The 26278-nt window shown below is 65.4% G+C and carries 26 protein-coding genes; 10 read left to right on the top strand and 16 right to left on the bottom strand.

Annotated elements, in window-relative coordinates; all coding sequences use genetic code 11:
- Positions 1-601, bottom strand: a 601-nt coding sequence (locus tag MTBLM5_RS07350; protein WP_217424986.1) for a hypothetical protein, incomplete at its 3' end; no start/stop codon positions are given.
- A gap of 281 nt (positions 602-882) precedes the next feature.
- Positions 883-1368, bottom strand: coding sequence for a hypothetical protein (locus MTBLM5_RS07345; RefSeq protein ID WP_173975154.1), 486 nt, complete (start codon positions 1366-1368; stop codon positions 883-885).
- A 294-nt stretch (positions 1369-1662) separates the two neighbouring features.
- Between MTBLM5_RS07345 and MTBLM5_RS07340 the strand changes: the two genes are divergently transcribed.
- Positions 1663-2013: a hypothetical protein gene (locus tag MTBLM5_RS07340; protein ID WP_173975152.1), complete on the top strand. Its 351-nt coding sequence runs from the start codon at positions 1663-1665 to the stop codon at positions 2011-2013.
- Between the two features lie 246 nt (positions 2014-2259).
- Here the strand turns inward: MTBLM5_RS07340 and metH are convergent, their stop codons facing one another.
- The 3 genes from metH to MTBLM5_RS07325 form a co-directional block, all read right to left on the bottom strand.
- Positions 2260-5739 carry a methionine synthase gene (metH, locus tag MTBLM5_RS07335; protein WP_173975150.1) on the bottom strand — a complete coding sequence of 1160 codons (3480 nt, stop codon included), beginning with the start codon at positions 5737-5739 and terminating at the stop codon, positions 2260-2262.
- Positions 5740-5825: 86 nt separating this feature from the next.
- Complete coding sequence (gene metF, locus MTBLM5_RS07330; RefSeq protein WP_173975147.1) at positions 5826-6707, bottom strand: methylenetetrahydrofolate reductase; 882 nt, start codon at positions 6705-6707, stop codon at positions 5826-5828.
- Positions 6708-6742: 35 nt separating this feature from the next.
- Positions 6743-7669 (bottom strand): metalloregulator ArsR/SmtB family transcription factor, encoded by a 927-nt coding sequence (locus tag MTBLM5_RS07325; protein WP_173975145.1) that lies wholly within the window; start codon positions 7667-7669, stop codon positions 6743-6745.
- A 270-nt stretch (positions 7670-7939) separates the two neighbouring features.
- Here MTBLM5_RS07325 and MTBLM5_RS07320 point away from each other — a divergent pair, with 270 nt between their 5' ends.
- Both MTBLM5_RS07320 and MTBLM5_RS07315 read left to right on the top strand, forming a co-directional pair.
- Positions 7940-8719, top strand: coding sequence for a VacJ family lipoprotein (locus tag MTBLM5_RS07320; protein WP_173975143.1), 780 nt, complete (start codon positions 7940-7942; stop codon positions 8717-8719).
- Between the two features lie 4 nt (positions 8720-8723).
- Positions 8724-9350, top strand: a complete 627-nt coding sequence (locus MTBLM5_RS07315; protein ID WP_173975141.1) for a phospholipid-binding protein MlaC — start codon at positions 8724-8726, stop codon at positions 9348-9350.
- 12 nt (positions 9351-9362) lie between these two features.
- On the opposite strand, the gene MTBLM5_RS07310 is transcribed toward MTBLM5_RS07315, so the two are convergent.
- From MTBLM5_RS07310 to MTBLM5_RS07280, 7 genes are all read right to left on the bottom strand, one after another.
- Positions 9363-10877 (bottom strand): DUF2235 domain-containing protein, encoded by a 1515-nt coding sequence (locus tag MTBLM5_RS07310; protein ID WP_173975139.1) that lies wholly within the window; start codon positions 10875-10877, stop codon positions 9363-9365.
- Positions 10878-10960: 83 nt separating this feature from the next.
- Complete coding sequence (locus MTBLM5_RS07305; RefSeq protein WP_173975138.1) at positions 10961-11536, bottom strand: NTP transferase domain-containing protein; 576 nt, start codon at positions 11534-11536, stop codon at positions 10961-10963.
- A complete protein-coding gene (locus tag MTBLM5_RS07300; protein ID WP_173975137.1) occupies positions 11533-12567 on the bottom strand; it encodes an XdhC family protein in 1035 nt (344 codons plus the stop codon). Before MTBLM5_RS07300 ends, MTBLM5_RS07305 begins: the two co-directional genes overlap by 4 nt.
- A 4-nt stretch (positions 12568-12571) precedes the next feature.
- On the bottom strand, positions 12572-13543 hold the full coding sequence (hcrB, locus tag MTBLM5_RS07295) for a 4-hydroxybenzoyl-CoA reductase subunit beta (protein WP_173975135.1): 972 nt from the start codon (positions 13541-13543) through the stop codon (positions 12572-12574).
- Positions 13540-15864: a 4-hydroxybenzoyl-CoA reductase subunit alpha gene (gene hcrA, locus MTBLM5_RS07290; protein ID WP_173975132.1), complete on the bottom strand. Its 2325-nt coding sequence runs from the start codon at positions 15862-15864 to the stop codon at positions 13540-13542. Before hcrA ends, hcrB begins: the two co-directional genes overlap by 4 nt.
- Positions 15861-16328, bottom strand: coding sequence for a 4-hydroxybenzoyl-CoA reductase subunit gamma (gene hcrC, locus MTBLM5_RS07285; protein ID WP_173975130.1), 468 nt, complete (start codon positions 16326-16328; stop codon positions 15861-15863). The genes hcrA and hcrC overlap by 4 nt, the downstream gene beginning before the upstream one ends.
- 20 nt (positions 16329-16348) lie before the next feature.
- A complete protein-coding gene (locus MTBLM5_RS07280) occupies positions 16349-16813 on the bottom strand; it encodes a MarR family winged helix-turn-helix transcriptional regulator (protein ID WP_173975128.1) in 465 nt (154 codons plus the stop codon).
- 154 nt (positions 16814-16967) lie between these two features.
- Here MTBLM5_RS07280 and MTBLM5_RS07275 point away from each other — a divergent pair, with 154 nt between their 5' ends.
- A complete protein-coding gene (locus MTBLM5_RS07275) occupies positions 16968-18950 on the top strand; it encodes an ATP-binding protein (protein WP_173975126.1) in 1983 nt (660 codons plus the stop codon).
- Here the strand turns inward: MTBLM5_RS07275 and MTBLM5_RS07270 are convergent.
- Positions 18944-19285: a hypothetical protein gene (locus MTBLM5_RS07270; RefSeq protein WP_173975124.1), complete on the bottom strand. Its 342-nt coding sequence runs from the start codon at positions 19283-19285 to the stop codon at positions 18944-18946. The genes MTBLM5_RS07275 and MTBLM5_RS07270 overlap by 7 nt on opposite strands.
- Positions 19286-19311: 26 nt before the next feature.
- Positions 19312-20058 carry a 16S rRNA (uracil(1498)-N(3))-methyltransferase gene (locus MTBLM5_RS07265; RefSeq protein WP_173975122.1) on the bottom strand — a complete coding sequence of 249 codons (747 nt, stop codon included), beginning with the start codon at positions 20056-20058 and terminating at the stop codon, positions 19312-19314.
- A 98-nt stretch (positions 20059-20156) separates the two neighbouring features.
- On the opposite strand from MTBLM5_RS07265, the gene MTBLM5_RS07260 reads away from it, so the two are divergent.
- The 3 genes from MTBLM5_RS07260 to MTBLM5_RS07250 are packed head-to-tail and all read left to right on the top strand — an operon-like array spanning position 20157 to position 21852.
- Positions 20157-21149 (top strand): NAD(P)H-dependent glycerol-3-phosphate dehydrogenase, encoded by a 993-nt coding sequence (locus tag MTBLM5_RS07260; protein WP_173975120.1) that lies wholly within the window; start codon positions 20157-20159, stop codon positions 21147-21149.
- Positions 21150-21166: 17 nt separating this feature from the next.
- On the top strand, positions 21167-21442 hold the full coding sequence (locus MTBLM5_RS07255; protein WP_173975118.1) for a YciI family protein: 276 nt from the start codon (positions 21167-21169) through the stop codon (positions 21440-21442).
- Entirely contained in the window at positions 21442-21852 is a 411-nt protein-coding gene (locus MTBLM5_RS07250; RefSeq protein ID WP_173975116.1) for an EVE domain-containing protein, read from the top strand. The genes MTBLM5_RS07255 and MTBLM5_RS07250 overlap by 1 nt, the downstream gene beginning before the upstream one ends.
- Here the strand turns inward: MTBLM5_RS07250 and MTBLM5_RS07245 are convergent.
- Together MTBLM5_RS07245 and MTBLM5_RS07240 are read right to left on the bottom strand one after the other, a co-directional pair.
- Positions 21814-22482, bottom strand: coding sequence for a hypothetical protein (locus MTBLM5_RS07245; RefSeq protein WP_173975115.1), 669 nt, complete (start codon positions 22480-22482; stop codon positions 21814-21816). The genes MTBLM5_RS07250 and MTBLM5_RS07245 overlap by 39 nt on opposite strands.
- Positions 22483-22522: 40 nt before the next feature.
- Positions 22523-22735, bottom strand: coding sequence for a hypothetical protein (locus MTBLM5_RS07240; protein ID WP_173975113.1), 213 nt, complete (start codon positions 22733-22735; stop codon positions 22523-22525).
- 125 nt (positions 22736-22860) lie between these two features.
- Here MTBLM5_RS07240 and MTBLM5_RS07235 point away from each other — a divergent pair, with 125 nt between their 5' ends.
- The 3 genes from MTBLM5_RS07235 (at position 22861) to MTBLM5_RS07225 (ending at position 26251) form a co-directional block, all read left to right on the top strand.
- Positions 22861-23229, top strand: a complete 369-nt coding sequence (locus MTBLM5_RS07235; protein ID WP_173975111.1) for a Rieske 2Fe-2S domain-containing protein — start codon at positions 22861-22863, stop codon at positions 23227-23229.
- Between the two features lie 184 nt (positions 23230-23413).
- Positions 23414-25351: an acetate--CoA ligase gene (gene acs / locus MTBLM5_RS07230; protein ID WP_173975109.1), complete on the top strand. Its 1938-nt coding sequence runs from the start codon at positions 23414-23416 to the stop codon at positions 25349-25351.
- An 84-nt stretch (positions 25352-25435) separates the two neighbouring features.
- Entirely contained in the window at positions 25436-26251 is an 816-nt protein-coding gene (locus MTBLM5_RS07225) for an alpha/beta hydrolase (RefSeq protein WP_254430942.1), read from the top strand.
- The last annotated feature ends 27 nt before the right edge of the window (positions 26252-26278 follow it).

Here is a 26278-nt window from a genome sequence, read left to right as displayed (position 1 = left end):
TAACGCCGATTTGCACACGGGACTTATCCATCGGCGCATAACCATAGTTCCCGATTTCCGCGTGGAATACGAAATGGTTATGCGACGGGTCAGTCACGGGGAATTCGGACGTTAAATAGCGCCGAAGCACTCCAATTGGCTGCAGGCTGATTTTTTCGATCGGAGCGCTGGCTTGGCGCGACCGCATATAATTGTGCCCGCCCTCGTTTGCTCGAATGACCGCCGTGCTCGTATGAAGATTGACACTCGTGTAATAAGGGGCCTTCCCTCCTGCGCCTTCGAACTCGACCACGACCCCCGGAAAGTCGATTTTGTCTGACTTCACCAACGCATATTGCGGGTCGCGGACAGGTGTCGTCGACCCAAGGCGTACCTCCGACCCGACGACCCTCCAACGCCCCTCGTCGATTTCATCGACCGTCCCCATCATCATGAACAGCTTGTAGCGACCATCCGGTCGTAGCGAGATCGCGGATGCGGCGTCCTGCTCGCCAACGAGACGATATTCACCCACCAAGTCGCCCGGTTCAGCATGCGCCGGGGCCAATAAGCTGCCCATGGCGAGCATGACACCGGCGAGAATTGGCCCCCACTTAGGCATGACACCTCCACCACGACAAAGCTCTCTCGGGTTGCTGATGGCAGGATTACACGCCCATGAAGAAACGTCCATTTCAAGGGACACGTCGCCCGCCGGCCAACGCCTGGGAAGCCCCACGCCGCGTGCGGGTCCGCACCTTGCGCGGAGCCGCGCCGAAAACATACCGCCGCTACGGATGATCGGGCAGGAAGCGGAAGGGCGGGCTTGGGAAATTGGAGGGTGGGAGAGCAGATGTTCGATTTAGGTGCACTGGCCCCGTAATCCCCGCGCGCATCGCCACCTCAGCCCCCGACCTCTACGAGGACGATCACTCCGTCCAGACTATAGACACGTACCGGCTCCCCCTCGCGCAGGAGGTTTGCCGGGCTGTAGTTGGATTGTTCACGGGGATAATGGGCGTAGAGGGTGTCGTCGACCTTGAAATAGCCACCCCGCATCGGCGCAAGGTAACGAGTGCCTGAAGATATTTGACGGACCCGTTCGACGTCGTATACGGGACCTTCCTTCATAAGGCAGCCCCCCAGAAGACACCGCTCTACCAACGCGTCGGCTTGGCTGCGTTCGTCGTATTCCATCCACCCGAGGACACCGGCGGCGAGACCGAAGACGAATGTTAGAGGCCGCGCTGAATCGACCAGCGCATCGGGCAGCCAAGCCCGAACCGATCGAGGTGCAAACCACACTGCGCCGAGGCAAAGAGCCAGCGGCGCAATGAGATGAATCAACGATATCAGGCGTGCTTCTTCGCGCAGATCGTAGACAATCACTTTTCCTCTCCAGGCTATACCCGCCTTCGCTGAACAAGTGGCAATTTGAAACACACTTCGGTACCCATCTCCAGCCGTCAGGCGCACGAAGGCCAGGAACACCCGTCCCAACAGATAGGCAGATCAGTTCAGGTGATTGCGCTCTGGTTCGAATCCAGCATGGAGTGGCAATTTTTTTCAAGGTGTTGATTGAGAATTTCACACCTCTTGATTGCCCTGTGATTTCGTGTGAAATGATTTGGATTTCGCGTAGCCTGATTTGGGGGGAAGATGCAGTTGTCGCACCGTAGGGCTATGACCATCATCGGAGCGGCGGCCTTATTTTTGGCTGTGGCAGCCAGCGCCTACGATTTATTTGCCGGCTGGCCGTCGCGCTACAAGGGTGGCGTCCTGTACGACCGGATGGTCAGTGAGCATATCGTGGACAGCGTGACGGCGGGCGCCTTGTTCATTGCGCTGCCGCTGATCCTCTTGCTCTATCAACTGTTCGGTTATGACCGACTCGTCACGGCGTTGTCCTCCCCCAAAAGGCGGAAGCTGGGCGATGCGCTGTTCTACACTGCCACAATCGTCGCCCTCGGGCTTGGTGTTCTCTCGGGCGGCATCCTGTTGATCCAGTTCTTGATGGAAACTGGCCCCCATTGATCGCGACCTGAAGCTGGCTCGATTCCAGAAAATACACGCACCTCAGCGGAGGTGTGCTGCCCCAATGTCCGTTATCGGCATTTGTGATAGGGATCCTCAACGACCGTCCTGGGCGCAAAGCGGTAGTCCCCAAGTGCACTCTTGGGGACAAGAAGCGCGGGGGCAGAGCCCTGGATTGTCCCCGCGGACGGAACCGCTGAGGCGGTCAACTGACCGCCGCATTCGCGGCGGCCAGCTTCCCCACCCCTACACGCTGAAATATTTCGCCTGCGGGTGGACCGTCACGATGGCGCTGGTGCTTTGTTCGGGGTCCAGCTGGAACTCGTCCGACAGCGTCACGCCGATGCGGTCGGCCCCCAGCAGCGCCAGCAATTGCGCCTGATCCTCGATCTTCGGGCAGGCCGGATAGCCGAACGAGAAGCGCGAACCGCGATAGTTCTGCTTCAACAGCTTGTCCATCTCGGCCGCATCCTCGGCGGCGAAACCCAGCTCGGCGCGGATGCGCTTGTGGACATATTCGGCCATCGCTTCCGCCATCTCGACCGACAGGCCGTGCAGGTACAGGTAATCCTGGTACTTGTCGGCCTTGAACCATTGGTCGGCGATTTCGGTGGCGCGCTTGCCCATGGTCACCACCTGCAGGCCGATGACGTCGCGCACCGGGTCCGATACCGGCCGGAAGAAATCGGCGATGCACAGACCACCGTCCTTGCCCTGGCGCGGAAAGGCGAAGCGGGCGGCCTCGGTCTTGCCGTCCTCTTGGAACAGCACCACCGAATCCCCATCCGACGCCGCCCGCCAATAGCCATAGACGCCCTGGGCCTTCAGGATCTCTTCCTTGGCGCAACGCTTCAACAGGTCCAGGGCGATGGGCTTCAGTTCCTTGGCGCCCCAGGCCTTGAACTCGTCCAGCGTGCGGCCCTGCTTCTTATAGCCCCAGTGGAACTGGTACAGCATGGTCTCGTTCAGGAACGGCGCCAGGTTCTGCAGCGGCACGTTCTCGATGACCTTGGCGCCCCAGAACGGCGGAAGCGGGGCCGGGACGTCCTTGTGCAGTTCGGCGCGGCGAAGGGCGACCTCGTCCCAATCGACCGGGCGGAGCGCGCTTTCCAGCTTGGGCTGGCCGATACGCTTGGAATTGCCCGATTTGGGACCAATGCCGCGGGCCTTGACCAGATCATCGAAGGTGCTGTCGGCGACCTTGCTCATCAGGTCCAGCCCGTCGAAGGCGTCGCGGGCATAGGCGACCCGCCCGGAGCCATAGGCGGCACGGCAATCTTCCTCGACATAGCGCCGGGTGAGCGCCGCACCGCCCAACAGCACCGGGATGTCGATACCCTGGGCGGTCAGCTCTTCCAGGTTGTCCTTCATGATGACGGTGGACTTGACCAACAGGCCCGACAGGCCGATGGCGTCGGGCTTGTGCTCGCGCACCGCCTTGATGATGTCGCCGATCGGCTGCTTGATGCCGATATTGTGAACCTTGTAGCCGTTGTTGGTCAGGATGATGTCGACCAGATTCTTGCCGATATCGTGAACGTCGCCCTTGACGGTGGCCAGCACGATGGTCGCCTTGGCGCTGCCTTCGGCCTTGTCCATGTGCGGCTCGAGGAAGGCGACGGCGGCCTTCATGGTCTCGGCCGATTGCAGCACGAAGGGCAGTTGCATCTTGCCGGAACCGAACAATTCACCCACCACCTTCATGCCGTCCAGCAGCAGGTCATTGATGATGGCAAGCGGCTTCCAGCCTTCCGCCAGGGCGCGGGCCAGGTCGTCGTCCAGGCCGGTGCGGTCGCCGTCGATGATGCGAGCCTTCAGGCGTTCCTCGATGGAGGCCGGCAGTTCCTTCTTGTTGTCGGCCGCCTTGCGGTCGCCGAACAGGGCGATCAGCGCCTGCAGCGGGTCGTAACCTTCGGTGCGGCGGTCGAAGATCAGATCCTCGGCGGCCTTGACCTCGTCGGCGGCGATGGTGTGCAAGGGCACGATCTTCGAGACATGGACGATGGCCCCGGTCATCCCTCGCCGGACCGCATGGTCGCAGAACACCGAATTCAGCACCTGGCGAGCGGCCGGCTTCAGGCCGAACGAGATGTTGGAAAGGCCAAGCACGATGCCGCATTCCGGCAGTTCCTTGGCCAGGCGCTCGATGGCGTCCAGCGTCTCGACGCCCAATTTGCGGTCGTCCTCGTTGCCGGTGCAGATGGTGAAGGTCAAGGGGTCGAACAAAAGGTCCGACGCCGGCAGGCCGTGCTTGACCACCGCGAAATCGTAAAGCCGCTTGGCGATGCGGATCTTGGAATCGGCATCCTTGGCCATGCCCTCTTCGTCGATGGTCAGCGCCACCACGGCGGCGCCGAACTTGCGCGCCAGGATCAGGCGGTTCTCGGCGTCCTTCTCGCCATCCTCGAAATTGATCGAGTTCAAGATGGCCTTGCCGCCATACAGCTTCAGCGCCGCTTCCAGCACCGGCAACTCGGTGGAATCGACCACCAGCGGCGTGGTGACGGCGCCACGCAGGCGGCTGACCACCTCGGTCATGTCGCTCACCTCGTCGCGGCCGACGAAGGCGGTGCAGACGTCCAGGGTGTGGCTGCCTTCCTTGACCTGCTCGCGGGCCATGGCGGTGATGCCGTCCCAGTCCTCGGCATCTTGCAGGTCGCGGAACTTCTTGGAACCGTTGGCGTTGCAGCGCTCGCCGATGGCCAGGAAGGCGTTTTCCTGACGCAGCGGCACCTGTGAATAAAGCGACGCCACCGACGGCACCCAATGGGACGTGCGCTTGGCCGGGCTGGGGCGGGTGCCGTTGCCGACCTTCTTCAGCATGGCGTGGGTGGCGGCAATGTGTTCCGGCCGGGTGCCGCAGCAGCCGCCCAGCAGGTTGACGCCCATGGACACGAAGCGTTCGTGCCACACCGCCAACTCGTCGGGCAGCAGCGGATAGCGGGTCTGGCCATCGACCAGTTCCGGCAGGCCGGCATTGGGTTGGATCGAGATGAAGCCGGGCCAGTTTTCCACCAGCCACTTGACGTGTTCCAGCATCTCCTGCGGGCCGGCGGCGCAATTGAGGCCCATGCTGGGCACGCCGAGCGAATGGACCACGGTGGCGGCCGCGGCGATGTCGGCGCCGACCAGCAGCGTGCCGGTGGTTTCCACCGTCACCTGCACCAGGATGGGAATGTCCTTGGCGGCTTGGGCGCAGGCGATCTTGCAGCCATTGACGGCGGCCTTGATCTGCAGCGGGTCCTGGCAGGTTTCCACCAGGAAGGCCGAGACGTTGCCTGCGATCTGGCCGGCGGCTTGCGTCACATAGGCCGCTTCCAGCTCGTCATAGCCGATATGGCCCAGGCTGGGCAGCTTGGTGCCCGGCCCGATGGCGCCCAGCACGAAGCGGGCGCGGCCGTCGGCCTTGAACTGCTCGGCCGCCTCCCAGGCCAGCTCGATGGCGGTCTTGTTGAGATCGAAAGCCTGGCCAGAGATGCCGAACTCGGCCAGGGTCACCGGGCTGGCGCCAAAGGTGTCGGCCTCGACCATGTCGGCGCCGGCCTCGAAATAGCGGGCATGGATGCCGCGAATGACGTCGGGGCGCGACTTGACCAGGATCTCGGTGCAGTTTTCCAGCCCCAGGAAGTCCTTGTCCACCGACAGGTTCATCGCCTGCACCAGGGCGCCGGTACCGCCGTCGCACAACAAGACGCGGTCGGACAGATGGTCGAGAATATTGGTCATGTCGGTTCCTTATAGTCTTCGTCATGTCCGGACGTGATCCGGGCATCCATGGATCGCCGGGTCAAGCCCGGCGATGACGGAACGGATCAGCGCGGCCGAACGCCCAGGATATGCGAAATCGCATAAGCCAGGTCGGCGCGGTTCAGGGTGTAGAAATGGAAGTCCGACACGCCGTCGGCGGCCAGCGCCCGGCATTGCTCGGCGGCGACGGTGGCGGCGACCAGGCGCCGCGTTTCCGGGTCGTTGTCCAGTCCTTCGAACAAGGTGGCCATCCAGCCCGGCACCGAGGCGCCGCAGGCGGCCGAGAATTTCTGCACCTGGGCGAAATTGGTCACCGGCAGGATGCCCGGCACGATCGGCACAGTGATGCCGGCCGCGACGGCACGCTCGCGGAAACGCAGGAACACCGCCGGGTCGAAGAAATATTGCGAGATGGCCCGGGTGGCGCCGGCATCGACCTTGGCCTTTAGATTGTCGAGATCGAAGGCGGCCGACGGCGCGTCGGGATGCATCTCGGGATAGGCCGCCACCGAAATCTCGAAATCGGCGATGCGCTTCAGGCCGCGGACCAGATCGACGGCATAGCCATAGCCGCCGGGCGTCGGCACATAGGCCCCCGATCCTTCCGGCGCGTCGCCGCGCAAGGCCACGATGTGGCGGATGCCTTCATCCCAATAGCGCCGGGCGATGTCATCGACCTCGCCCTGGACATGGCCGACGCAGGTCAGGTGGGCGGCCGGCTTCAGGCTGGTCTCGCGGGCGATGCGGACCACGGTGTCGTGGGTGCGTTCGCGCGTGGTGCCACCGGCGCCATAGGTCACCGAGACGAAGGCCGGCGCCAAGGGCTCGAGCCGCTTGACGCATTCCCACAGGGTTTCCTGCATCTTCTCGGTCTTGGGCGGGAAGAATTCGAAGGAAACCTTGACCGGCTGGGCCGAGGCGGCAGCGATGGGAAGGGGGGAGTTCACCGGATATGCTCCTTGTTTCACGACTTGCCGGGGTTTCACGACTTGATGGCCCGCCACAGGACCACGGTCAAGGGATCGCCCGCCAGGCGGGTCTGGCCGTCGGATTTCAGGCCGGCGGCACTCAGCCAGCCGTCCACCTCGGCATCGGAAAAGCCCAGGCGACGATGGGCATGCTGGTCGCGCAGCAATTCCAGCGCGTGCGGGGCCAGATCGACCAGAACCAGCAGGCCGCCGGGCCTCAGCACCCGGGCGGCTTCCGCCACCACGCGGGCCGGCTCGGCGGCATAATGCAGCACCTGATGAATGGTTACCGCGTCGGCCGAGGAATCGGCCAGCGGCAATTGGGTGATGTCGCCCTGGCGGACCATGCAATGGCGGCAGCCGGCCCGTTCCAGATTGGCGCGCGCCACCGCCAGCATTTCGCGCGACAGGTCGATGCCGACGCCGCGCTGGATGTGGGGGGCCAGCACTTCCAGGATGCGGCCGGTGCCGGTGCCCATATCGACCAGATCGGCGACCTGGCGCCCGGCCAGGGTGGCGACCAGGGCCTGCTCGACCTGGGCATCGTCGACCTGCAGCGAACGAATCTGGTCCCAGCGCGAGGCGTTTTCGGTGAAATAGGTCTGGGCCCGGGCCGCCCGCGCGGCGCGCACCTGGTCCAGCCGCTGGCGGTCCAGCGTCAAGGTGGTGTCCCCCGCCGGCAACATCGGCAGCAACGAGCGGGCCAGGTCGGCGCCGGCGCCGGTGGCGGCCAGCCGGTAGAACACCCAGGCGCCTTCGGGGAAGCGGTCCAGCAGGCCGGAATCGCACATCAGCTTCAGGTGCCGGCTGACCCGGGGCTGGCTTTGGCCAAGGATGTGGGTCAGCTCGCTGACGGTCAGGTCGCCCTGGGCCAGCAACGACAGCAGCCGCAGCCTCGTGGGCTCGGCCGCAGCGCGCAAACCTGACAGGACACGTTCCACCCAACACCTCCGACCTTGCCGTCAGAAAGATATAAACATATCTTTATGCGAAATAGAAGCGAAAATGCAGCCAAGACCCGACACGGCTGTTGCCGAAATGCATCGGTGTGGCAAGGGCCTGGCCCGAATCGACTCATCCCCCCTGGCGTTCGCGTAAGGAACGTGTTACCTCAATTGCGCCGGGAACCATTCGACGGCGTTCGCCTGCTTGTGTATTCGTGCACGAGTTCGTAAAACAAGAAGGTCAAACTGGGTATCCGAAGAATCGACATGCCAACCTTCATTCCTCGCGCCGCGCTCTCCCGTCTCGCCGTTTCCCTGGTTTCGCTGGCCCTGATGGCCGGCTGCGCCTCGCCGCCTCCTGCCGACGACAAGGAGGCCGTGGCCGAGTTCGAGCAGTTGAACGACCCGCTCGAGCCGATGAACCGTGCGATCTTCGAATTCAACCAGGTTGTCGACAAGGCGCTGCTGAAGCCGGTCGCCCAGGGCTACCGCCATGTCGTGCCGGCCTTCGGCCGCGAGCGCGTCCGCGATTTCCTGAACAATCTCAGAAGCCCGATCATCCTGGCCAACGACCTGTTGCAGGGCCAGCCCGACCGCGCCATGCAGACGGCGATGCGCTTCGCCTTCAACACCGGCTTCGGGGCCGCAGGCCTGTTCGACGTCGCCGCCCCCGGCGGCCTGCCCTTCCATGACGAGGATTTCGGCCAGACCTTCGCGGTGTGGGGCATCGGCGAAGGCCCCTATCTGGTGCTGCCGATCCTGGGCCCGAGCAACCCGCGCGACACCGTCGGCCTGGCCGCCGAATGGCTGGTCGATCCGCTGAACCTGCATTTGGACCGTGTCGGCCAGGATTGGGCGATCTGGACCCGCGCCGGCATGTACGGCGTGGACAAGCGCGAGCGTTATCTCGACAAGCTGGACGAGATCGAGCGTGGTTCGCTGGATTATTACGCGTCGCTGCGCTCGATGTACCGCCAGATTCGCGCCACCGAGGTCAAGAACGGCACCGTCGATCTGAAGACCGCGCCGTCGCAGGAGAAGCGTTGATCCGATGCTGAGCCGTCGTCACCTTCTGGCCGCAATCGTCAGCACGTTCGCCCTGGTGTCGTCGCCGGTGTCGGCCTTCGCCGATCCGGCTGCCACGGATTTCATCGTCAAGCTGGCCGACACCGCCATGACCACCGTGGCGGCCAAGGGCCTGAGCGACGACGAGCGCACCAAGCGGTTCCGCACCCTGTTCGTCGACAATTTCGACATCCCCGAGATCGGCAAGCTGGTCCTGGGCCGCTATTGGCGCGTTGCCACGCCCGAGCAGCAAAAGGACTTCGTCGGGCTGTTCGAGGATATCCAGGTCTATACCTGGGCGCGACGCTTCAAGGATTATTCCGGCGAGACGCTGGAAGTGTTGGCCATCGCCAACGAGAACGACGGCGACCTCCAGGTCGAGTCGCGCATCAAGCGCGACAAGCTGGACCCGATCAATGTCGGCTGGCGCGTGCGCAAGGCCGGTGCCACCTATCGCGTGCTGGACATCAAGGTCGAAGGCGCCTCGATGGCCCAGACCCACCGCGCGGAATATTCCTCGGTGATCCAGGCCAATGGCGGCACCGTCGACGGCCTTCTGGCCGCGATGCGCAAGAAGATCACCCAGCTCCAGGCCGAATCCAAGACCAACTGAGCGGCACGCCGGTTACTTCACCGTCAGGCGCACCGATCCGCGGTTGTTGCCGTAGAAGCCCCAGGCATCGTTGGCATAGGCGTAGAAATAGCCTGATTCCTTCGGCGTATAGGTGCAACCCTCGCCGATCTCGAAGGTCTCGTGCTGGGCCGGAGTGCCGGGCTGGCTGCCATTGGCGACGGCCCCCATCAGACAGAACCACGGCGAGGTTTCGTGGCGACGGGTGCCGCGGAAATCGGCGCTGGGATTGCCGGCCATCGACTTGAAGGCCTCTTCCGCCAAACCCCACAGGCTGCCGGCGACATGGGCGATCTCGCCCAGTTGGAACTTGCCGTCGCTGGTTCCGCCCGGCCCGGCGGTGACCTTGGAATCCAGCCACTGCCCCTCGGCCGCGAAGGTGTATTTGCGGCCCTTTTCCAGCCAGAGTCCGGTCTCGTTCCACGGCTCGCGGGCATAGATCGCCAGGGTCAGTGCGTCGCCCGGCTTAAGATCGCGCTGCACCCGATAGGGGGCCTGCTCGATCGGCGGAACCACCAGGCGGTCGAGCGTCGATGCGTGCAGGACCGAATTGGTCGGCTCAAGGCGGGGAACCGCGCGCGGCTGGGTGGCCAGCAGCTTGAACACGCCGTCGCAGGAATCATGGATGACGTCCAGGTGGCTGGCGGTGATCTGATCGCGCATCGGCTTCGCGAATTCCAGGTGGCACTTTTCCGCCTCTTCGATCATCCACAACAGGGCGCCATTGGCCAGCCCGGCCTCGCGGTACGATCCGCCGACATCGCTGTGCACGCCGGGGAACCACATTTCCTTGGCATCCTGCTTCGGCCCGGCAACCCAGCGGGTCGGCTGGAAGGTGGCCCGCATCTCGTCCAGCGCGATGGCGTGGCGGGCAGTCACGATGTGGGGGTTAAGCGTGGTGTCGTGGAAGGTGTAGTCCTTCAGCCGATCCAGCAGATTCAGGAAGGCCATGTCGTCGGGAATGCCCAGGGCGCCGACGGTGTCCCACACCCCCAGGAAGCGGATGGGGATGTCGGCCTTGGTGGGCTGGCTGCCGCCGGGGCCGTGGAACTGCCATCCGGCGGTGTCCAAGGTGCCGCCCTTGCGATAGCCGGTGTCGAACAGGTGCTGCACGCGCCGCCAGGCCACGTCGTCGGCCAGGCCCGACGTATCCAGCAATCCGCAGCGATTGATCAGGCCCGACAGGCTGCGCACCGTATAGGCGCCGCGGCTGAAGCCGAACAGAAAGATGGCATCGCCGGGCCGGTAATAGTCGCACAATTCGCGATAGGCGCTTTGGACGTTGCGGTCCAACCCGGCCCCGGCCCCGCCGCCCATGGCCTTTTCCCACCATGTGCCGTCGGTGCCGACGCCCGGATGGTAATATTTGTGCTGGGCGACGCCATTCTTGTCGGCCGGCGCCAGGGCATTGAACAGGCGGACCACGTTGGTCGGCACCGGCACGCCATCGACCCGCTGGTCGGGAGTGTTCCAGGTTCCATCGCAGCAGATGACGATATTCTTGCCCATCGCACCCTCCAGCAGAGCATGATCAACGATCAATGCGCGTTTGAAGGGCCACTCTATCCAAACGCAACCCGCAATGGAAGCGCTTAGCCGCCAAGGGTCGCCAGGTCTTCCGGGGTGTCGATGTCGGCCAACACCGCCGCGTCGGGCATCTCGACCAGGATGGTATGGGGCCCACCGATCAGGGCGCGGGCACCCTGGTCGCCCGACAGCGCCGCCAGAGCGGCGAAATGGCTTTTGTCGAACAAGACCGGATTGCCGCGCCGCCCCTGGAAGACCGGGGCGGCGATGGTTGCGCCGCCGGCATGGTCCAGGGCGGCCATCAGGGCGCGCAGGTGGCGCGGTCCGACCAGCGGCATGTCGCCCAGCAGCACGAACAAGCGATCGGCCCCACCGACAGCCGCCAATCCGCACACCAGCGACGAGGCCTGGCCGTCGCCGGGGCGGGGATTGACCATCACCCTGGCTCCGGCCGACAGCAGGGCCGAATCCAGCTCGCCGCTGTCCGGGCCGACCACCGCCACCACCGGATCGCAACCGGCCTGGGTCGCCGCCATCACCGGCCAGACCGGCAACGGCCGGCCGTTCCATTCCACCATCATCTTGCCGCCGCCCATGCGGGTGCCCAGACCGGCGGCCAGAACCAGGGCGGCGGTCTTCATGATTCCCGCTGCGACGGCTTGCCCCGCCGGGCGGCGATGATCTGGGCCAGGACCGAGACGGCGATTTCCGCCGGATTGGCCGCGCCGATATCCAGGCCGACGGGCGCATGGATGCGGGCCAGCGCTTCCGCGCCCACCCCCAGCCCGGCCAGACGCTGCAGACGCTTGGCGTGGGTACGGCGGCTGCCCAGGGCGCCGACATAGAAGGCGTCCGAATCCAGCCCACGGATCAGGGTGGCGTCGTCCAGGGCGGCGACATGGGCCAGGGTGACGATGGCGGTGCGGGAATCGAGGATCAGCTCGGGCAGCGCCTCTTCCGGCTGGCGGCTGATCAAAGTGGCGCCGGGAAAGCGTTCCGGCGTCGCGAACGCGCGGCGCGGATCGACGACCACCACCTTGAAGCCGACCAGTTCGGCCATGGCCACCAACGACTGGGTGACGTGGACGGCGCCGACCACCACCAGCACGGTGGCCGGCTCGTGGATGCGGGCGAACAGGCCCTCGGTCGGGCAGCCCGACTGGCCGCTCGCCAGGCGCTGGCCGATATCGGCCATCACCTCGGCCGACAGGGCCAGATGCCCGTGATTGCCGACGGAATCGACCAGGGTCTGCTGGCCGCAGGCGAGGTCGATCACCAGGGCGGCCGGCTGGCGCTGGGCGGTGCGCTGGGCCAGACGGGCCAGCAAAACGGAATCGGGCCGGATCAGCGCCACCACCACATTGCCGCCGCACGGCAGGCCGGCGCGCCGCGCGGTGTCGTCGTCGATGGCGAAATCCATCACCTGGATCGGCTGGTCCAGGTCTTGCGCGGCCTCGATTACGGCGGCCTCGATGCAGCCGCCCGAGACCGAGCCGGCGAACAGCCCGTCCTCGCGCACCGCCATGTATGACCCGACGCCGCGCGGCGCCGAGCCCCAAGTCGAGACCACCACCGCCAGCACCACCGGGTCGCCGTCGGCCAGCCAGCCGGCCGCCGCCTCCAGCACCTGCTGGTCGTCCGAGGGCGCGTGCCCGATGGCGGTCAGTGACATGATCTCAGTCTTCCCACAACCGGTCGATCAGGCGCTTGGCCAGGCCTTGCGCCACCCTGCGGCGGTACTTGGCGCCCATCACCGTGGTCTTCAAGACCAGGCTGGTCTTGCGCACGCTTTCGGTCAGGACCTTGGCGGCGTCGCCATCCCAGGCCTTGCCGATCAATCCGTCGGTGGGAACCATGACCGGGGCCGAATTGGTCCCGGTCACCGCCACCTTGAGCGCGGCGATGGTCGCGCCATCCTTGCGCAAGGACACGGCGATGCCGGCCAGCGGGAAATCGACGGCGTCGCGCACCCGGGCCTTTTCATAGGCCGAGCGCAGGCCATCGGCCGGCGGCAGGTGGATGGCACAGACGATCTCGCCGGGGTTGAGCGCGAGGTGGGCCGCCCCCGATTCGACGAACAACTGGCCCAACGGCAGCGTACGCTTGCCGATGGGTCCTGCGATTTCGGCGGTGGCGCCCAGCACCATCAGGGCCGGCGCCACGTCGCCGTGATAGGTGGCGTAGCAGCGGTCGCTTTTCACCACCACATGGCACTTGTCGCCCTTGAGCTTCAGGCAATAGCCGTTGCCTTCCCGCCACCATTCGCTTTGGTTATAGAAGACGCAGCGGGTGTCCTGGCACAGATTGCCGCCCAAGGTCGCCGCCGCCCGGTGGGTCGGCCCGGCCACCCCCAGCGCCGCCTGGGCCAGGCCCGGATAGGTGGCCAGCACATCCGGGTTCTCGGCGATGGCTTCCAGGGTGACCCCGGCGCCCAGCCGCAGGCCGCCTTCGGCGGCGGGTTCGATGGCGGCGAAACCTTCAAGCGCGGTCAAATCCACCAGGACGGCCGGTTCCAACAGACCACGGCGCAGATTGGGCACAAGGTCGGTGCCGCCGGCCACCGCGTGGGCGCCGGCCTCGGTCAGGGCCTTGCAGGCCTCGGGCAGGCTGGCGGGGCGGACGGTCTTCAGGTCGGGCATCAGGTTCATTGGGCGGCCTCCTGGGTGGCGTCCAGCCATTCGGTGATCCGGTCGGGCGTCAGCGGCAGGGTATCGGGGCGGATGCCGACGGCGTCGTACACCGCGTCCATCACGGCGGGCAGGAAACCGGCCAGCATGCCCTCGCTGGCTTCCTTGGCGCCGAACGGGCCGTTGGGGTCGATGCTTTCGACGATGAAGACCTCGATGTCCGGGCTTTCGGCCATGGTCGGCACCCGGTAATCCAGCAGATTACCATGCAGCATGCGGCCTTCGTCGTAGCGGGTTTCCTCGCTCATCGCCTGGCCCATGCCCATCCATACGCCGCCCTGGATCTGGCCTTCCACCGCCAGCGGGTTGAGCGCGCGGCCGACATCGACCGCCACCCACACCTTGTGGGCGGTGACCTTGCCGGTCACCTCGTCGACACTGGCCTCGACCACCTGGGCGGCATAGCAAAAGCCCATGGTGGCGCCGATGGCGCTGCCCCGGATCTTCTTGTCGCCCATGAACTCGGTCGGGCAGGTGAAGGTGCCCTTGACGGTCAGGGTGCCGGTGTCGATCAGCGCGGCCTTGACCACCTCTTGGAAAGCCAGGCCCGGGTCCTGGCCGCCGGCGACGCGATAAAGCTCGCCCTCGACCTCGATGTCGGCGGGATGGGCGTCCAGCTTCTTGGCCGCCGCCTCGACCAGCACCTTCTTCAAGGCATTGGCGGCGTCGATGCCGGCATTGCCGACCATGAAGGTGACGCGCGACGAGTACGAGCCGTTATCCTTGGGGGTCAGCGCGCTGTCGGCGGAAATCACCTTCAGACGGCCCCAATCGACGCCCAGCACCTCGCCGACCACCTGGGCGACCATGGTGTTCGAGCCCTGGCCGATGTCGGCGGCGCCGGTCAGGATGGTGATGCCGCCGTCGAAATCCAGCTTCAGATTGACGGTGGCGTGCGGCTCGCCGGTCCAGTGCTTCGGCGTCGAGGTGCCCGAGACGAAGTGCGAGCAGGCCAGCCCCAAGCCCCGGCCGCGCCCCAATTTGCCGCGCCGCTCGGTCCAGCCGGACGCCGCCACCACCTTGTCGATGCATTCCGGCAGGCCGTAGCTCATCACCTTCTGGGCATAAAGGGTGGTGTAGGGGATGGCGCCGATCAGATTGACCCGGCGCACATCGGCCGGGTCCAGGCCCAATTCCACCGCCATTTCGTTCAGCAGCGCCTCGAAGGCGGCGCGGGGATCGACGGTGCCGTGGCCGCGCTGGGCGCCGCAGGGCGGCGTGTTGGTATAGACCCGCCAGCCGTCATGCTTGATGTTGGGGATGTCGTAAAGCCCGTGCAGCAGCGCGCCGGAATAGAGGATGGTGATGATGCCATAGCCGGCATAGGCGCCGCCGCGCTGGATCACCTCCATATGACAGGCGGTGATGCGGCCGGCTTCGGTCAGGCCCAGCTTCAGCTTGATCTCGGTGTCGGGGCGGCCGCGATGGGCGATGAAGGTTTCCTCGCGCGTTTGCATCAGCCGCACCGTGCCTTGCGCCTTGCGGGCCAGCAGGGCCGCGATGATCTCGTGGTGCAAAGTCTCGGTGCGCGCGCCGAAGCCGCCGCCCAGGAACGGCTTGATGACGCGGATGCGCGCCGTGTCCATCTCCAGGCACTGGGCCACCTTCAGGTGGACGTAATAGGGAACCTGGGTGGTGGTGGTCAGCGTCAGGGTGCCGCGTTCGGCGTCGAACTCGGCCAGGGTGGCGTTGGGCTCGATATGGGCATGGTTGATCTCGGCGAAACGGAAGCTTTTCTCGCGCACCAGATGGGCGGCCTTGAAGCCGGCCTCGGCATCGCCGAACTCGTTGTGGACGTCGCGCAGCACGTTGTTGGGTTTGTCGTCGTGCAGGACCGGCGCGCCCGGAGCCATGGCCTTCCTGGCCTCGAACACCGCCGGCAGCTTCTCGTACTCGACGCGGATCAGCTTCAGGGCACGGCCGGCGGTTTCCTCGTCGATGGCGGCCACCGCCGCCACCGGGTCGCCGCGGTAGCGCACCTTGCCCTTGGCCAGCGGATATTCGTTCTCGGCGATGGGCAGCACACCGTAAGGCTTGTCGCAATCATCGCAGGTGCAGATGGCGGCGACGCCGTCCAGCGCCAGGGCGGCCGACAGATCGATCGACCTGATCAAGGCATGGGGATGTGGGCTGCGAAGAATGCGCCCGACCAGGGCGTCGGTGGCCTTCATGTCGCCGGTATATTTGGCCTTGCCGGTGACCTTCTCGATTCCGTCGACCAGGGGCGTCGGCACCCCGACATTGCCGGTGCGCGCGGCCTTGTCCAGTTTGCGGGCGGTCATGGGCTTACCCCCTTGGCGGCTTCCACCGATTCGACGATCTTCACATAGCCGGTGCAGCGGCACAGATTGCCGGCCAGGGCCGCCTTGATCTGCTCGCGGCTGGGATCGGGGTTTTTGCGCAGCAAGGCCTCGGCCGCCATGATCATGCCCGGCGTGCAAAAGCCGCACTGGGTGCCCAGCTTCTCGTGGAAGGCCTGCTGCAGGGCGCTCATCCGGCCGGACCGGGTCAGTCCCTCGACTGTCTCGACCCTTTTGCCCGCCACCTGATGGGCCAGGGTCGAACAGGCCAGGCGCGGGCGGTCGTCCACCAGCACGGTACAGGCCCCGCATTCGCCGCCGTCGCAGCCCTGCTTGGTGCCGGTCAGGCCGGCGAAATCGCGCAGGTAATCGATCAGCAGCATGCCGTCGGGAACCAGGTCCTCGCGGCGACGGCCATTGACGGTCAGGGCCAGGATGGATTTCAAAGCGCGCTCTCCTTGGGTTGTCAGTCGGCCAATTGGATCAGCAGGCGGGTCAGTTCCTGGCGATCCTCGGGCGTCAATCTGGCGGCCAGCTCGGCCTCGTGGGCCAGGACCAGTTGCTCCATGCGGGCCAGCTCGGATCGGCCCAGCTCGGTCAGCTCAAGGCAATGCGAGCGGCGATCGACCGCCGACGGCTCGCGCACGATCAGGCCGCGCGCTTCCAGTTGGTCGACAACCTTGACGATGGTCGAACGCTCGACCTCCATCGCCTCGGCCAGGCGGCTTTGCGCCAGGCCGGGATTGGCGGCGATCACCTGCAGCATGCCGAACAGGCCCGGCGTGATGCCGGCCACCTGGCCCACCGTGCGGGCGAAATGCTTGAACAGCGACACCTGGGCGCGGCGCAGGTGGAAGCCCAGCAATCCCGGCAGCATGCCGTAGGACAGCGATCCGGTCTCGATGATGGCAGGCTTGCGGCGGGCGGTCATGGGCGGCTCCTGAGCGTGAGGATATTGTTCACCATGGAAACAAAAATCGTCAAGAAAATTGTATTCCAGGCGAACAATGTCTTCCAAATTTCCCTAGCCGTGCTATTGCCAAGGGAATACCCTTCCGGATGTATGGCGGCATAGGGGCGTCACGATGGGCATGCGGCCGTTGAAGGGCCTGTTGGCAGCTTTCGCCATCTTGGCGATGGCGGCCTTTCCATGGCCCACGGGCGCCGCGCCTGGCTCGATCACCGTGGTCATGGACGACAATTATCCGCCCTACGTCTTCAAGGATGGCGGCGGCAATCTGCAGGGCATCCTGGTCGATGTCTGGGCGCTGTGGTCCAAGAAGACCGGCATTCCGGTCACCCTGCGCGGCCTGGATTGGGGCCAGGCGCTGGCCGAATTCAACGCCGGCAAGGCCGACGCCATCGACACCATCTTCCGCAACCCGGCGCGCGAGAAGATCTACGATTTCTCGGGCCCCTACGCCACCATCGACGTGCCGCTGGTGTTCGACGCCCATCTGTCGGGCATCAAGGACGCTTCGACCGTCAAGGGCTTCACCGTCGGGGTCAAGGCCGGCGACGCCTGCATCGACGTCCTGGCGGAAAGGGGCATCGACACCGTCAAGCCCTATCCCAGCTACGAGGCGATGGCCGACGCCGCCGCCGCCGCCGAATTGAAGGTGTTCTGCATCGACAAGCCGCCGGCGATCTATTTCCTGACCAAGAAGGGACTCGAGCGCCGGTTCCTGACCTCGCCGCCGCTTTACACCGGCCAGTTCCATTGGGCGGTGCGCAAGGGCCAGACCGCGACCTTCCGCCTGATCGAGCAGGGCTTCGCCCAGATCAGCGCCGCCGAGCGGCAAGAGATCGACAAACGCTGGCTGGGCCAGGGCCTGATCAGCGCCGAGGACGAGGAATGGCGGCACAATGTCACCGTCGCGGCCATTATGGCGGTGGTTGCCGGGCTGGGCCTGGCGGCATGGGCATGGTCGCTTAGGCGCCGGGTCCGCATCAAGACCGCCGAGCTGCGGGGCGCCCTGGACCGGCTGGCAATGTCCGAGCAGCGCTTCCGCACCATTTTCGACAATATCAGCGACGCCATCTTCATCCACGATGCCGACACCGGGACCATCTTGATGGCCAACCAACGGATGCGCGACATGTACGGCCTGCGCACCGAGGCCCTGGCCGATATTCGCGTCAACGACCTGAGCGAAGGCAGCCCGCCCTATGGCGAGGCCGAGGCCATGGCCTGGATCGCCCGCTCGGCCGACGGACCGCAATGCTTCGAATGGTACGCCCGGCGCATGGACGGCCGATTGTTCTGGGTCGAGGTCAGTATGCGCCGCGCCTTCATCGATGACGGCCCCGAGCGGCTGCTGGTGGTGGTGCGCGACATCGACGAACGCAAACAGGCCCAGGACCAGCTGACCCGCACCATCGATGCGCTGAGCCGGTCGAACACCGACCTGGAACGCTTCGCCTATGCCGCCTCGCACGATCTGCGCGAGCCGCTGAACACGGTGATCCGCTTCGCCCAATTGCTGGAAAGCCGCTACGCCCCCCAATTGGGCGAGGACGGCGCCGACATCGTCGGCTTCGTGGTCCGGGGCGCCAAGCAGATGGTGGCGCTGGTCGATGGCTTGCTGGACTATTCCCGCGTCAACGCGCTGGTCGAGCATTTCGAGCCGGTCAGCCTGGACAAGGTCTTAGCGGTGGTCGGCGACAATTTGCGGGCAGCCATCGCCGATTCCGGGACCCAATTGACCATCCCGGCGCTGCCGGTGGTCACCGGCGACGAGATCCAGCTGATCCAGCTGTTCCAGAACCTGATCGGCAATGCCATCAAGTACCGCCGCCCCGAGGCCGCCCCGGTCATCGCCCTGGAATGCCGGGCCGAGGGCTTAAGCTGGCATTTCAGCCTGACCGACAACGGCATCGGCATCGCCCCGGAATTTCGCACCCAGGTCTTCACCATCTTCAAGCGGCTGCACACCCACAGCGCCATCCCCGGCGTCGGCATGGGCCTGGCCATGTGCAAGCGCATCGTTGAACGCCACGGCGGACGCATCTGGGTCGACGAGGCTGCAAGCGGCGGCACCGTCTTCCATTTCGTGCTGGGTCAGTGATCGGAGCCGTGCAGGATCTTGTCGGCCAGGCCGGTATCGTAGTCCTGGCCGGCCTTGGTCAGGGTCAGGGCATAGGGGAAGGTTCCGCGGATCAGGCCCTTCCTTTCCAGCGCCACCCACACCGCCTGATTGGCAAGGCCGGTGGCATCGGCGGTCATCACCACCTTGCGCCCGACATGGAAATGGTTGCCGTGCGGCTGCGGCAGGGTGGTCAGCACCTTGTCGCCGCTTTCCAGCGTGTTGCTGGTCTCGTCGGACTTGGCCAGTTCCTGGAACAGCACCAGGGTCTTCGACTGCAGGGGATTGAGCTTCAGCGGGTTGATCTTCGGCGGCATGGAAATCTCCGGGTCGGGGGTGCGGATTATGCCCCTCGGGGCGGCGTCCGCCAATCCCCGACGATGGCTTGAACCACCGCCAGGGCGGCGATGGCGGCGGTTTCGGCCCGCAGGATGCGCGGCCCCAGCGACACCGGCCGGGCAAAGGCGCAGGTGGCCAGCAAGGCGCGTTCCTCGGGGGCGAAGCCGCCTTCCGGGCCGACCAGTACCGCCAGCGGGCCGGATTGCGGCAAGGCCTGGGCCAAGGGCGGGCCCGATCCGCTTTCATCAAGGAACATCAAGGTGCGCGCCTGGTCCCAGTCGGCCAGCACCTTGTCCAGTGCCGCCGGCTCCGCCAGTTCGGGCAGGGTCAGGCGCTCGCACTGCTCGGCCGCTTCCATCAGGTGGGCGCGCAGGCGGTCGGTATTGACGCGGGCCGCCACCGTGCGCCGGGTGAAGACCGGCCACAGGCGGCTGACCCCAAGCTCTGCCGCCTTTTCGGCGACCAGATCGGTATTGTCCTTCTTCAACGGCGCCGCCAGCAGCCACAGATCGGGCTCGGGCGCCTGGGGGCGGGTCTGCGCGCCGACCGTGAGGCGCACCGCGCTCTTGCCGACATCGGCCAGCGCGCCCAGCCACTCGCCGTCTTGGCCGTTGAACAGCAGCACCATCTCGCCCACCTTGGCCCGCATGACATTGGCCAGATAATGCGACTGGTCCTTGCCCAGGGTCAGGACGGCGCCTGCGGCCAGGTCGGCGGGGATGAAGAGACGAAGGCGGGGGCGGTCGGTCATGCTTCCTCCATATCACAAAGTGTCGCCGTCAATCTGCCGGAACTTGCCCGCCGGACCGGCTCGGGGCATAACCCAGGCAGGGATCACGGAGGAACAGCATGGACAGCATCGGCATCGTCGGCGCAGGGGCGTGGGGAACGGCTTTGGCGGCCACCATCCGCCGGGCCGGGCGCAACGTCGTGCTGTGGGCACACGAGCCGGAAGTGGTGGCCGGGATCAACGCCACCCGCGCCAACGCGGCCTATCTGCCCGACATCGCGCTGGAATGCGGCATCCGCGCCACCATCGACCTGGCCGAGATCGCCGCCCAAGGGGTGGTGCTGCTGGTCACCCCGGCCCAGCACCTGCGCGCCACCGCCCGCGCCCTGGCCCCGCTGTGGCGCCCCGGCACCCCGGCGGTGATCTGCGCCAAGGGCATCGAGCAGGGCACGCTGGCGATGATGACCGAGGTGGTGGAAGCCGAACTGCCCACCGCCGCCATCGCCGTACTGTCGGGCCCGACCTTCGCCATCGAGGTGGCGCGCGGCCTGCCGACGGCGGTGACCCTGGCCTGCGCCGACCAGGCGCTGGGCAAACGCCTGGTCGAAGCGGTCGGCACGCCGACCTTCCGCCCCTATCTGGCCGACGATCTGGTGGGCGCCGAGATCGGCGGCGCCGTCAAGAACGTGCTGGCCATCGCCTGCGGCATCGTCGAGGGGCGCGGCATGGGCGACAATGCCCGCGCCGCCCTGATCACCCGCGGCCTGGCCGAGCTGACCCGGCTGGCGGTGGCCAAGGGCGGCCGGGCCGAGACCCTGATGGGCCTGTCCGGCCTGGGCGACCTGATCCTGACCGCGTCGTCGTCGCAATCGCGCAATTATTCCCTGGGGTTCGCCCTTGGCGAAGGCCGCTCGCTGGCCGATATCCTGGCCAGCCGCCGCGCGGTGACCGAAGGGGTGTGGAGTGCCGGCGCGGTGGTCGAACTGGCCGGCCGCCTGGGCATCGAAATGCCGATCTGCGCCGGCGTCGATGCCGTCATCAATCGCGGCCAGGACCTGGACCAGGCCATCGCCGCCCTGCTGAACCGGCCGTTCAGGGCCGAGACCCGATAAAGCGAAGGAGAGCCCCCATGTATGTCGTTCATTGCCAAGACAAGCCCGGCGGCCTGCAGCTGCGCCTGGACAACCGCGCCAACCACCTGGAATACCTGAAGGCCCATCCGGACAAGGTGGTGATGGCCGGCCCGGTGCAGACCGAGGACCGTACCGGCATGGTCGGTTCGGTGCTGGTGCTCGATTTCGCCACCCGCGCCGAGCTCGACACGTTCCTGGCCGGCGACCCCTATGCCAAGGCCGGCCTGTTCGAGACGGTCACCGTGCTGCCCTACAAGAAGGTCCTGCCCTGATGGCCCGCTGGCTGGTCAAGTCCGAACCCGGCGCCTGGTCGTGGGACGATCAGGTGCGGGACGGTGTCACCGCCTGGACCGGCGTGCGCAACTACCAAGCCAGCAATTTCCTGAAGGCGATGAAGGTCGGCGACCTGGCGTTCTTCTATCACTCGGTCGACGAGAAGCGCATCGTCGGCATCGTCGAGGTGGTGCGCGAGGCCACTGCCGACCCCACCGCCGACGACCCGCGCTGGGTGTGCCCGGACCTCAAGGCGGTGCGGCCGGTCCCCAACCCGGTGACCCTGGCCGCCATCAAGGCCGACCCCCGCCTGGCCGATTTGGCCCTGATCAAGCAATCGCGCCTGAGCGTCATGCCCATCGACGACCAATCATGGGACATCCTGTGCGGGCTGGGGGGCGTGGGCTGAACGGAACGCCTGCTCGCGCAGGGTGCCGAACACCGCCTGGTCCAGAATGTGGCTCAGGTGGTGGGGACCGAAGGTCCTGAAACGCTGATTGTAAATCAGGTTCTCGTAGGTCGAGCCTTTGCGCTCCGGCTGATCGGGAAACTTCAGATATTCGTGCAGATGCTCGTCCAGGATTGTGACGTCAAGCGGGGTCCACTGCTCGCCGTCACCCCCCTTCGGCAAGGGATACTTGCCGGTCGTCGCCCACCGTCGCAACGATTTCACCGCCACATGGACCGCCAACCGCTCATTGATCGTTATGATCTCGCGGGTCGCCAGCACCCGATCCCCCAGAGCCTCTCGCTGCTTCAAGTCTGAAATGCGGTAAGCGTCGGAAACAGGCTTCAGCTTCCGAATCCAGAAAACCTGATAGGCAATGTACTTGACCGGATGCACACCCTTTGGCTGGCCATCTTCAAGCCTGAGGACGTCGCGGCGCCAGCGCCTGATCACGTCTAGCGTGACCGCCATGGATATTCTGCCCTGAATCGCCAACTCGGCCAGACAATCCTGCATTATGATTCGCAGATTCTGGGCCTGGGTCCATATCACTTCCTCGCCCTCAACTCCCTCGGGAAGGCAATTGTCCATGAATTATTCTCGTATAAAGGGACATTGAAGGCAAAAAAAATCAGCCCAGATTATCAGGAATGATATGCGTCACACTTTCGTTTTGCCGCGCCAGCGACGCCAGGATGTCGCAGGCGTCCTTGAAGGTGATTCCCGTATTCGGAGGCTCCCCACACGCATTGTGTCCGGCGGTTGCCGTGATATGCGCCAAGTCTTTCAATGTCTGGGGGTCTGCGGGAGTCCAGGGCTCGTCGGAAGGCGTCTTGTATTGCATTGCGTTCGTCCGCGGTTGAATCCACTCTGGCTTCCGCCGGGCCGGAATTCAGCCGCAGGGAGCCAGCAAAGTCAACGCAAAATGGAATCAAGGTCTACGTTACTATATATAGCGCGACAACGTCAATGCAGAATACAGACCCTAGACTCGCCAACTCTTGCCGCCGCACTCTGTGCGCCCTGGCCGACCTGCCGAAGAAGGGCGCCAAGGGACCGTTCCGCCTGACCATCAACGGCCAGGTCGAGGCGGTGTTCGTGGTCCGCCAGGGCCCGTCCGTCACCGCCTTCGTCGATCGCTGCCCCCATGTCGGCGCACCGCTGGAAATGGAACCCGACCATTTCCTCGATTTGTCCAAGACCGAGATTTTATGCTCGATGCACGGCGCCCGCTTCGACCCCGCCACCGGGCTGTGCCGCCTGGGCCCCTGCAAGGGCCGCTCGCTGGTCGCCGTGCCGGTTTCCATCGAGGATGGAATGGTGGTCGCCCCAGAGTGACCATCCGCTGACAACGGCGTTACAATGTTGCGCTGCAGCACGGGGGAATCTGTCGTTTATTGCGTCCAGGGGGTTGAGTCATTCCAACAACTTGACCATAATCCCCGCCTGCACCGGGGTTAACAACAAAGCCCGCCTCCCCCTTCCTACGGGCAAAACCATAATCGAGTGGAGACAAACCGACATGGCCGACCTTTTTCCGGTTCCCGCGGAATTCGCCAAGAATGCGCTGATCAACGAGAAGACCTACCAGGAGTGGTATGACCGGTCGGTCAAGGACCCCGATGGCTTCTGGGGCGAGCACGGCAAGCGCATCGATTGGATCAAGCCCTACACCAAGGTCAAGAACGTCAGCTATTCGGGCGACGTCAGCATCAAGTGGTTCGAAGACGGCACCTTGAACGTCGCCGCCAACTGCCTGGACCGCCACCTCGAGAAGCGCGGCGACCAGACCGCCATCATCTGGGAAGGCGACGACCCGAACGAATCCAAGCACGTCACCTACCGTGAACTGCACGAGCAGGTGTGCCGTCTGTCCAACGCCATGGAAGCGCTGGGCGTCAAGAAGGGCGACCGCGTCACCATCTATCTGCCGATGATCGTCGAGGCCGCCGTCGCCATGCTGGCCTGCGCCCGCGTCGGCGCCATCCACTCGATCGTGTTCGGCGGCTTCTCGCCCGACGCCCTGGCCGGCCGCATCCAGGATTGCGACAGCTCGCTGGTGATCACCGCCGACGAAGGTCTGCGCGGCGGCCGCAAGGTGCCGCTGAAGGCCAATGTCGACAAGGCGCTGGAGACCTGCTGGTCGGTCAAGAACGTCATCGTCGTCAAGCGCACCGGTGGCAACATCCACATGGTCACCGGCCGTGACAGCTGGTACCACGACCTGACCGAGAAGGCCGCCCCCACCCACAAGCCGGCCGAGATGAACGCCGAAGATCCGCTGTTCATCCTTTACACCTCGGGCTCGACCGGCAAGCCGAAGGGCGTGCTGCACACCACCGGCGGCTATCTGGTCTATGCCTCGATGACCCACCAGTACGTCTTCGACTACCACGAGGGCGACATCTATTGGTGCACCGCCGACGTGGGTTGGGTCACCGGCCACTCGTACATCGTCTACGGTCCGCTGGCCAACGGCGCCATCACCTTGATGTTCGAAGGCATTCCGACCTATCCGGACGCCTCGCGCTTCTGGCAGGTGGTCGACAAGCACCAGGTCAACATCTTCTACACCGCGCCCACCGCCATCCGCTCGCTGATGCGCGAAGGCGAGGAACTGGTCAAGAAGACCAGCCGCAAGAGCCTGCGCCTGTTGGGTTCGGTCGGCGAGCCGATCAATCCGGAAGCCTGGACCTGGTATCACCGCGTCGTCGGCGACAACCGTTGCCCGATCGTCGATACCTGGTGGCAGACCGAGACCGGCGGCATCCTGATCACCCCGCTGCCGGGCGCCACCGCCCTGAAGCCGGGTTCGGCCACCCGTCCGTTCTTCGGCGTCAAGCCGCTGATGGTCGATGCCGAGGGCAAGGTGCTGGAAGGCGCCGTCGAAGGCAATCTGTGCCTGGCCGAGCCGGGCTGGCCGGGCCAGATGCGCACCATCTACGGTGACCACGAGCGCTTCGGTCAGACCTATTTCTCGACCTATAAGGGCCTGTACTTCACCGGTGACGGCGCGCGGCGCGACGCCGACGGCTATTACTGGATCACCGGCCGCGTGGACGACGTCATCAACGTGTCCGGTCACCGCATGGGCACCGCCGAGGTCGAATCGGCCCTGGTCGCCCATCCGAAGGTGGCCGAGGCCGCCGTCGTCGGCTATCCGCACGAGATCAAGGGCCAGGGCATCTATGCCTATGTCACCCTGATCCAGGGCGAAGAGCCGTCGGAAGACCTGCGCAAGGAACTGGTGGCCTGGGTCCGCAAGGAAATCGGCCCGATCGCCAGCCCCGACCTGATCCAGTGGTCGCCGGGCCTGCCCAAGACCCGTTCGGGCAAGATCATGCGCCGCATCCTGCGCAAGATCGCCGAGAACGATTACAGCACCCTGGGCGACACCTCGACCCTGGCCGATCCGACCGTGGTCGATGATCTGATCGACAACCGCATGAATCGCGGCTAAAACGGTTCCGATGACTGGGAAGGGCCCGCCGCATCGTCGGCGGGCCCTTTTCTTTGAACGGACCCGATGAAAAGGACGCCGTGGGTGATCGCCGAAATCCTGGTGGCACTGGTCGCGGGTTACCTCGTGCTGGTCGCCGCCACCGCCTTGTTTCAGCGTTCGATGATCTATCATCCCGGCCGCACCCGGCCCGAGCCGGCCGCAATCGGCCTGCCCGAAATGGTATCGCTGCAGGTGTCGTCGGCCGACGGCTGGCTGGTCACCGGCTGGTACGCGCCGCCCACCAAGCCCGACCGCGTCACCATCGTCTTCTATCACGGCAATTCGGGCACCATCGCCGACCGCGCCGCCAAGGCGCGCCCCCTGCTGGATGCCGGCCATGGCGTCTTGTTGGTCGGCTATCGCGGCTTTGGCGGCAATCCCGGCACCCCCACCGAAGCCGGCCTGGTCATGGATGGCCGGGCCGCCCTGCACTGGCTGATCGGCAAGGGCATCCCGCAAAGTCGCATCGTGCTGTACGGCGAATCCCTGGGCACCGGCATCGTCACCCGCCTGGCCGGCGAGCTCGAGGATCTGGCCGGCGTGATCCTGGAAGCCCCCTTCACCTGCCTGCCCGACCTGGCGCCGTCCTATCTGCTGCCCGGCCTGGCCCGGCTGCTGATGGCCGATCGCTTCGACAACCGCGTGCAGATCGGGGCCGTCACCGCGCCCTTGCTGCTGCTGCATGGCGAGGAAGACGATTTGGTGCCGGTGAGCATGGGCAAGGAAATCCTGGGTCTGGCGCGGTCGGCTCGCGAGAAGCGCGGCCTGTTCCTGCCCGAGACCGGGCACAACGACATCTGGGACAAGGGCGGCGCCGACGCGGTCATGGACTTCCTGGCCGAATTGACGCGTTGGTAGCGAGAAGTCGCCGCTGGCCTAGCCTTT

The sequence above is a fragment of the Magnetospirillum sp. LM-5 genome (assembly GCF_902729445.1).
Lineage (GTDB): Bacteria > Pseudomonadota > Alphaproteobacteria > Rhodospirillales > Magnetospirillaceae > Magnetospirillum.
This window is presented reverse-complemented; position numbering and strand designations above follow the sequence as displayed.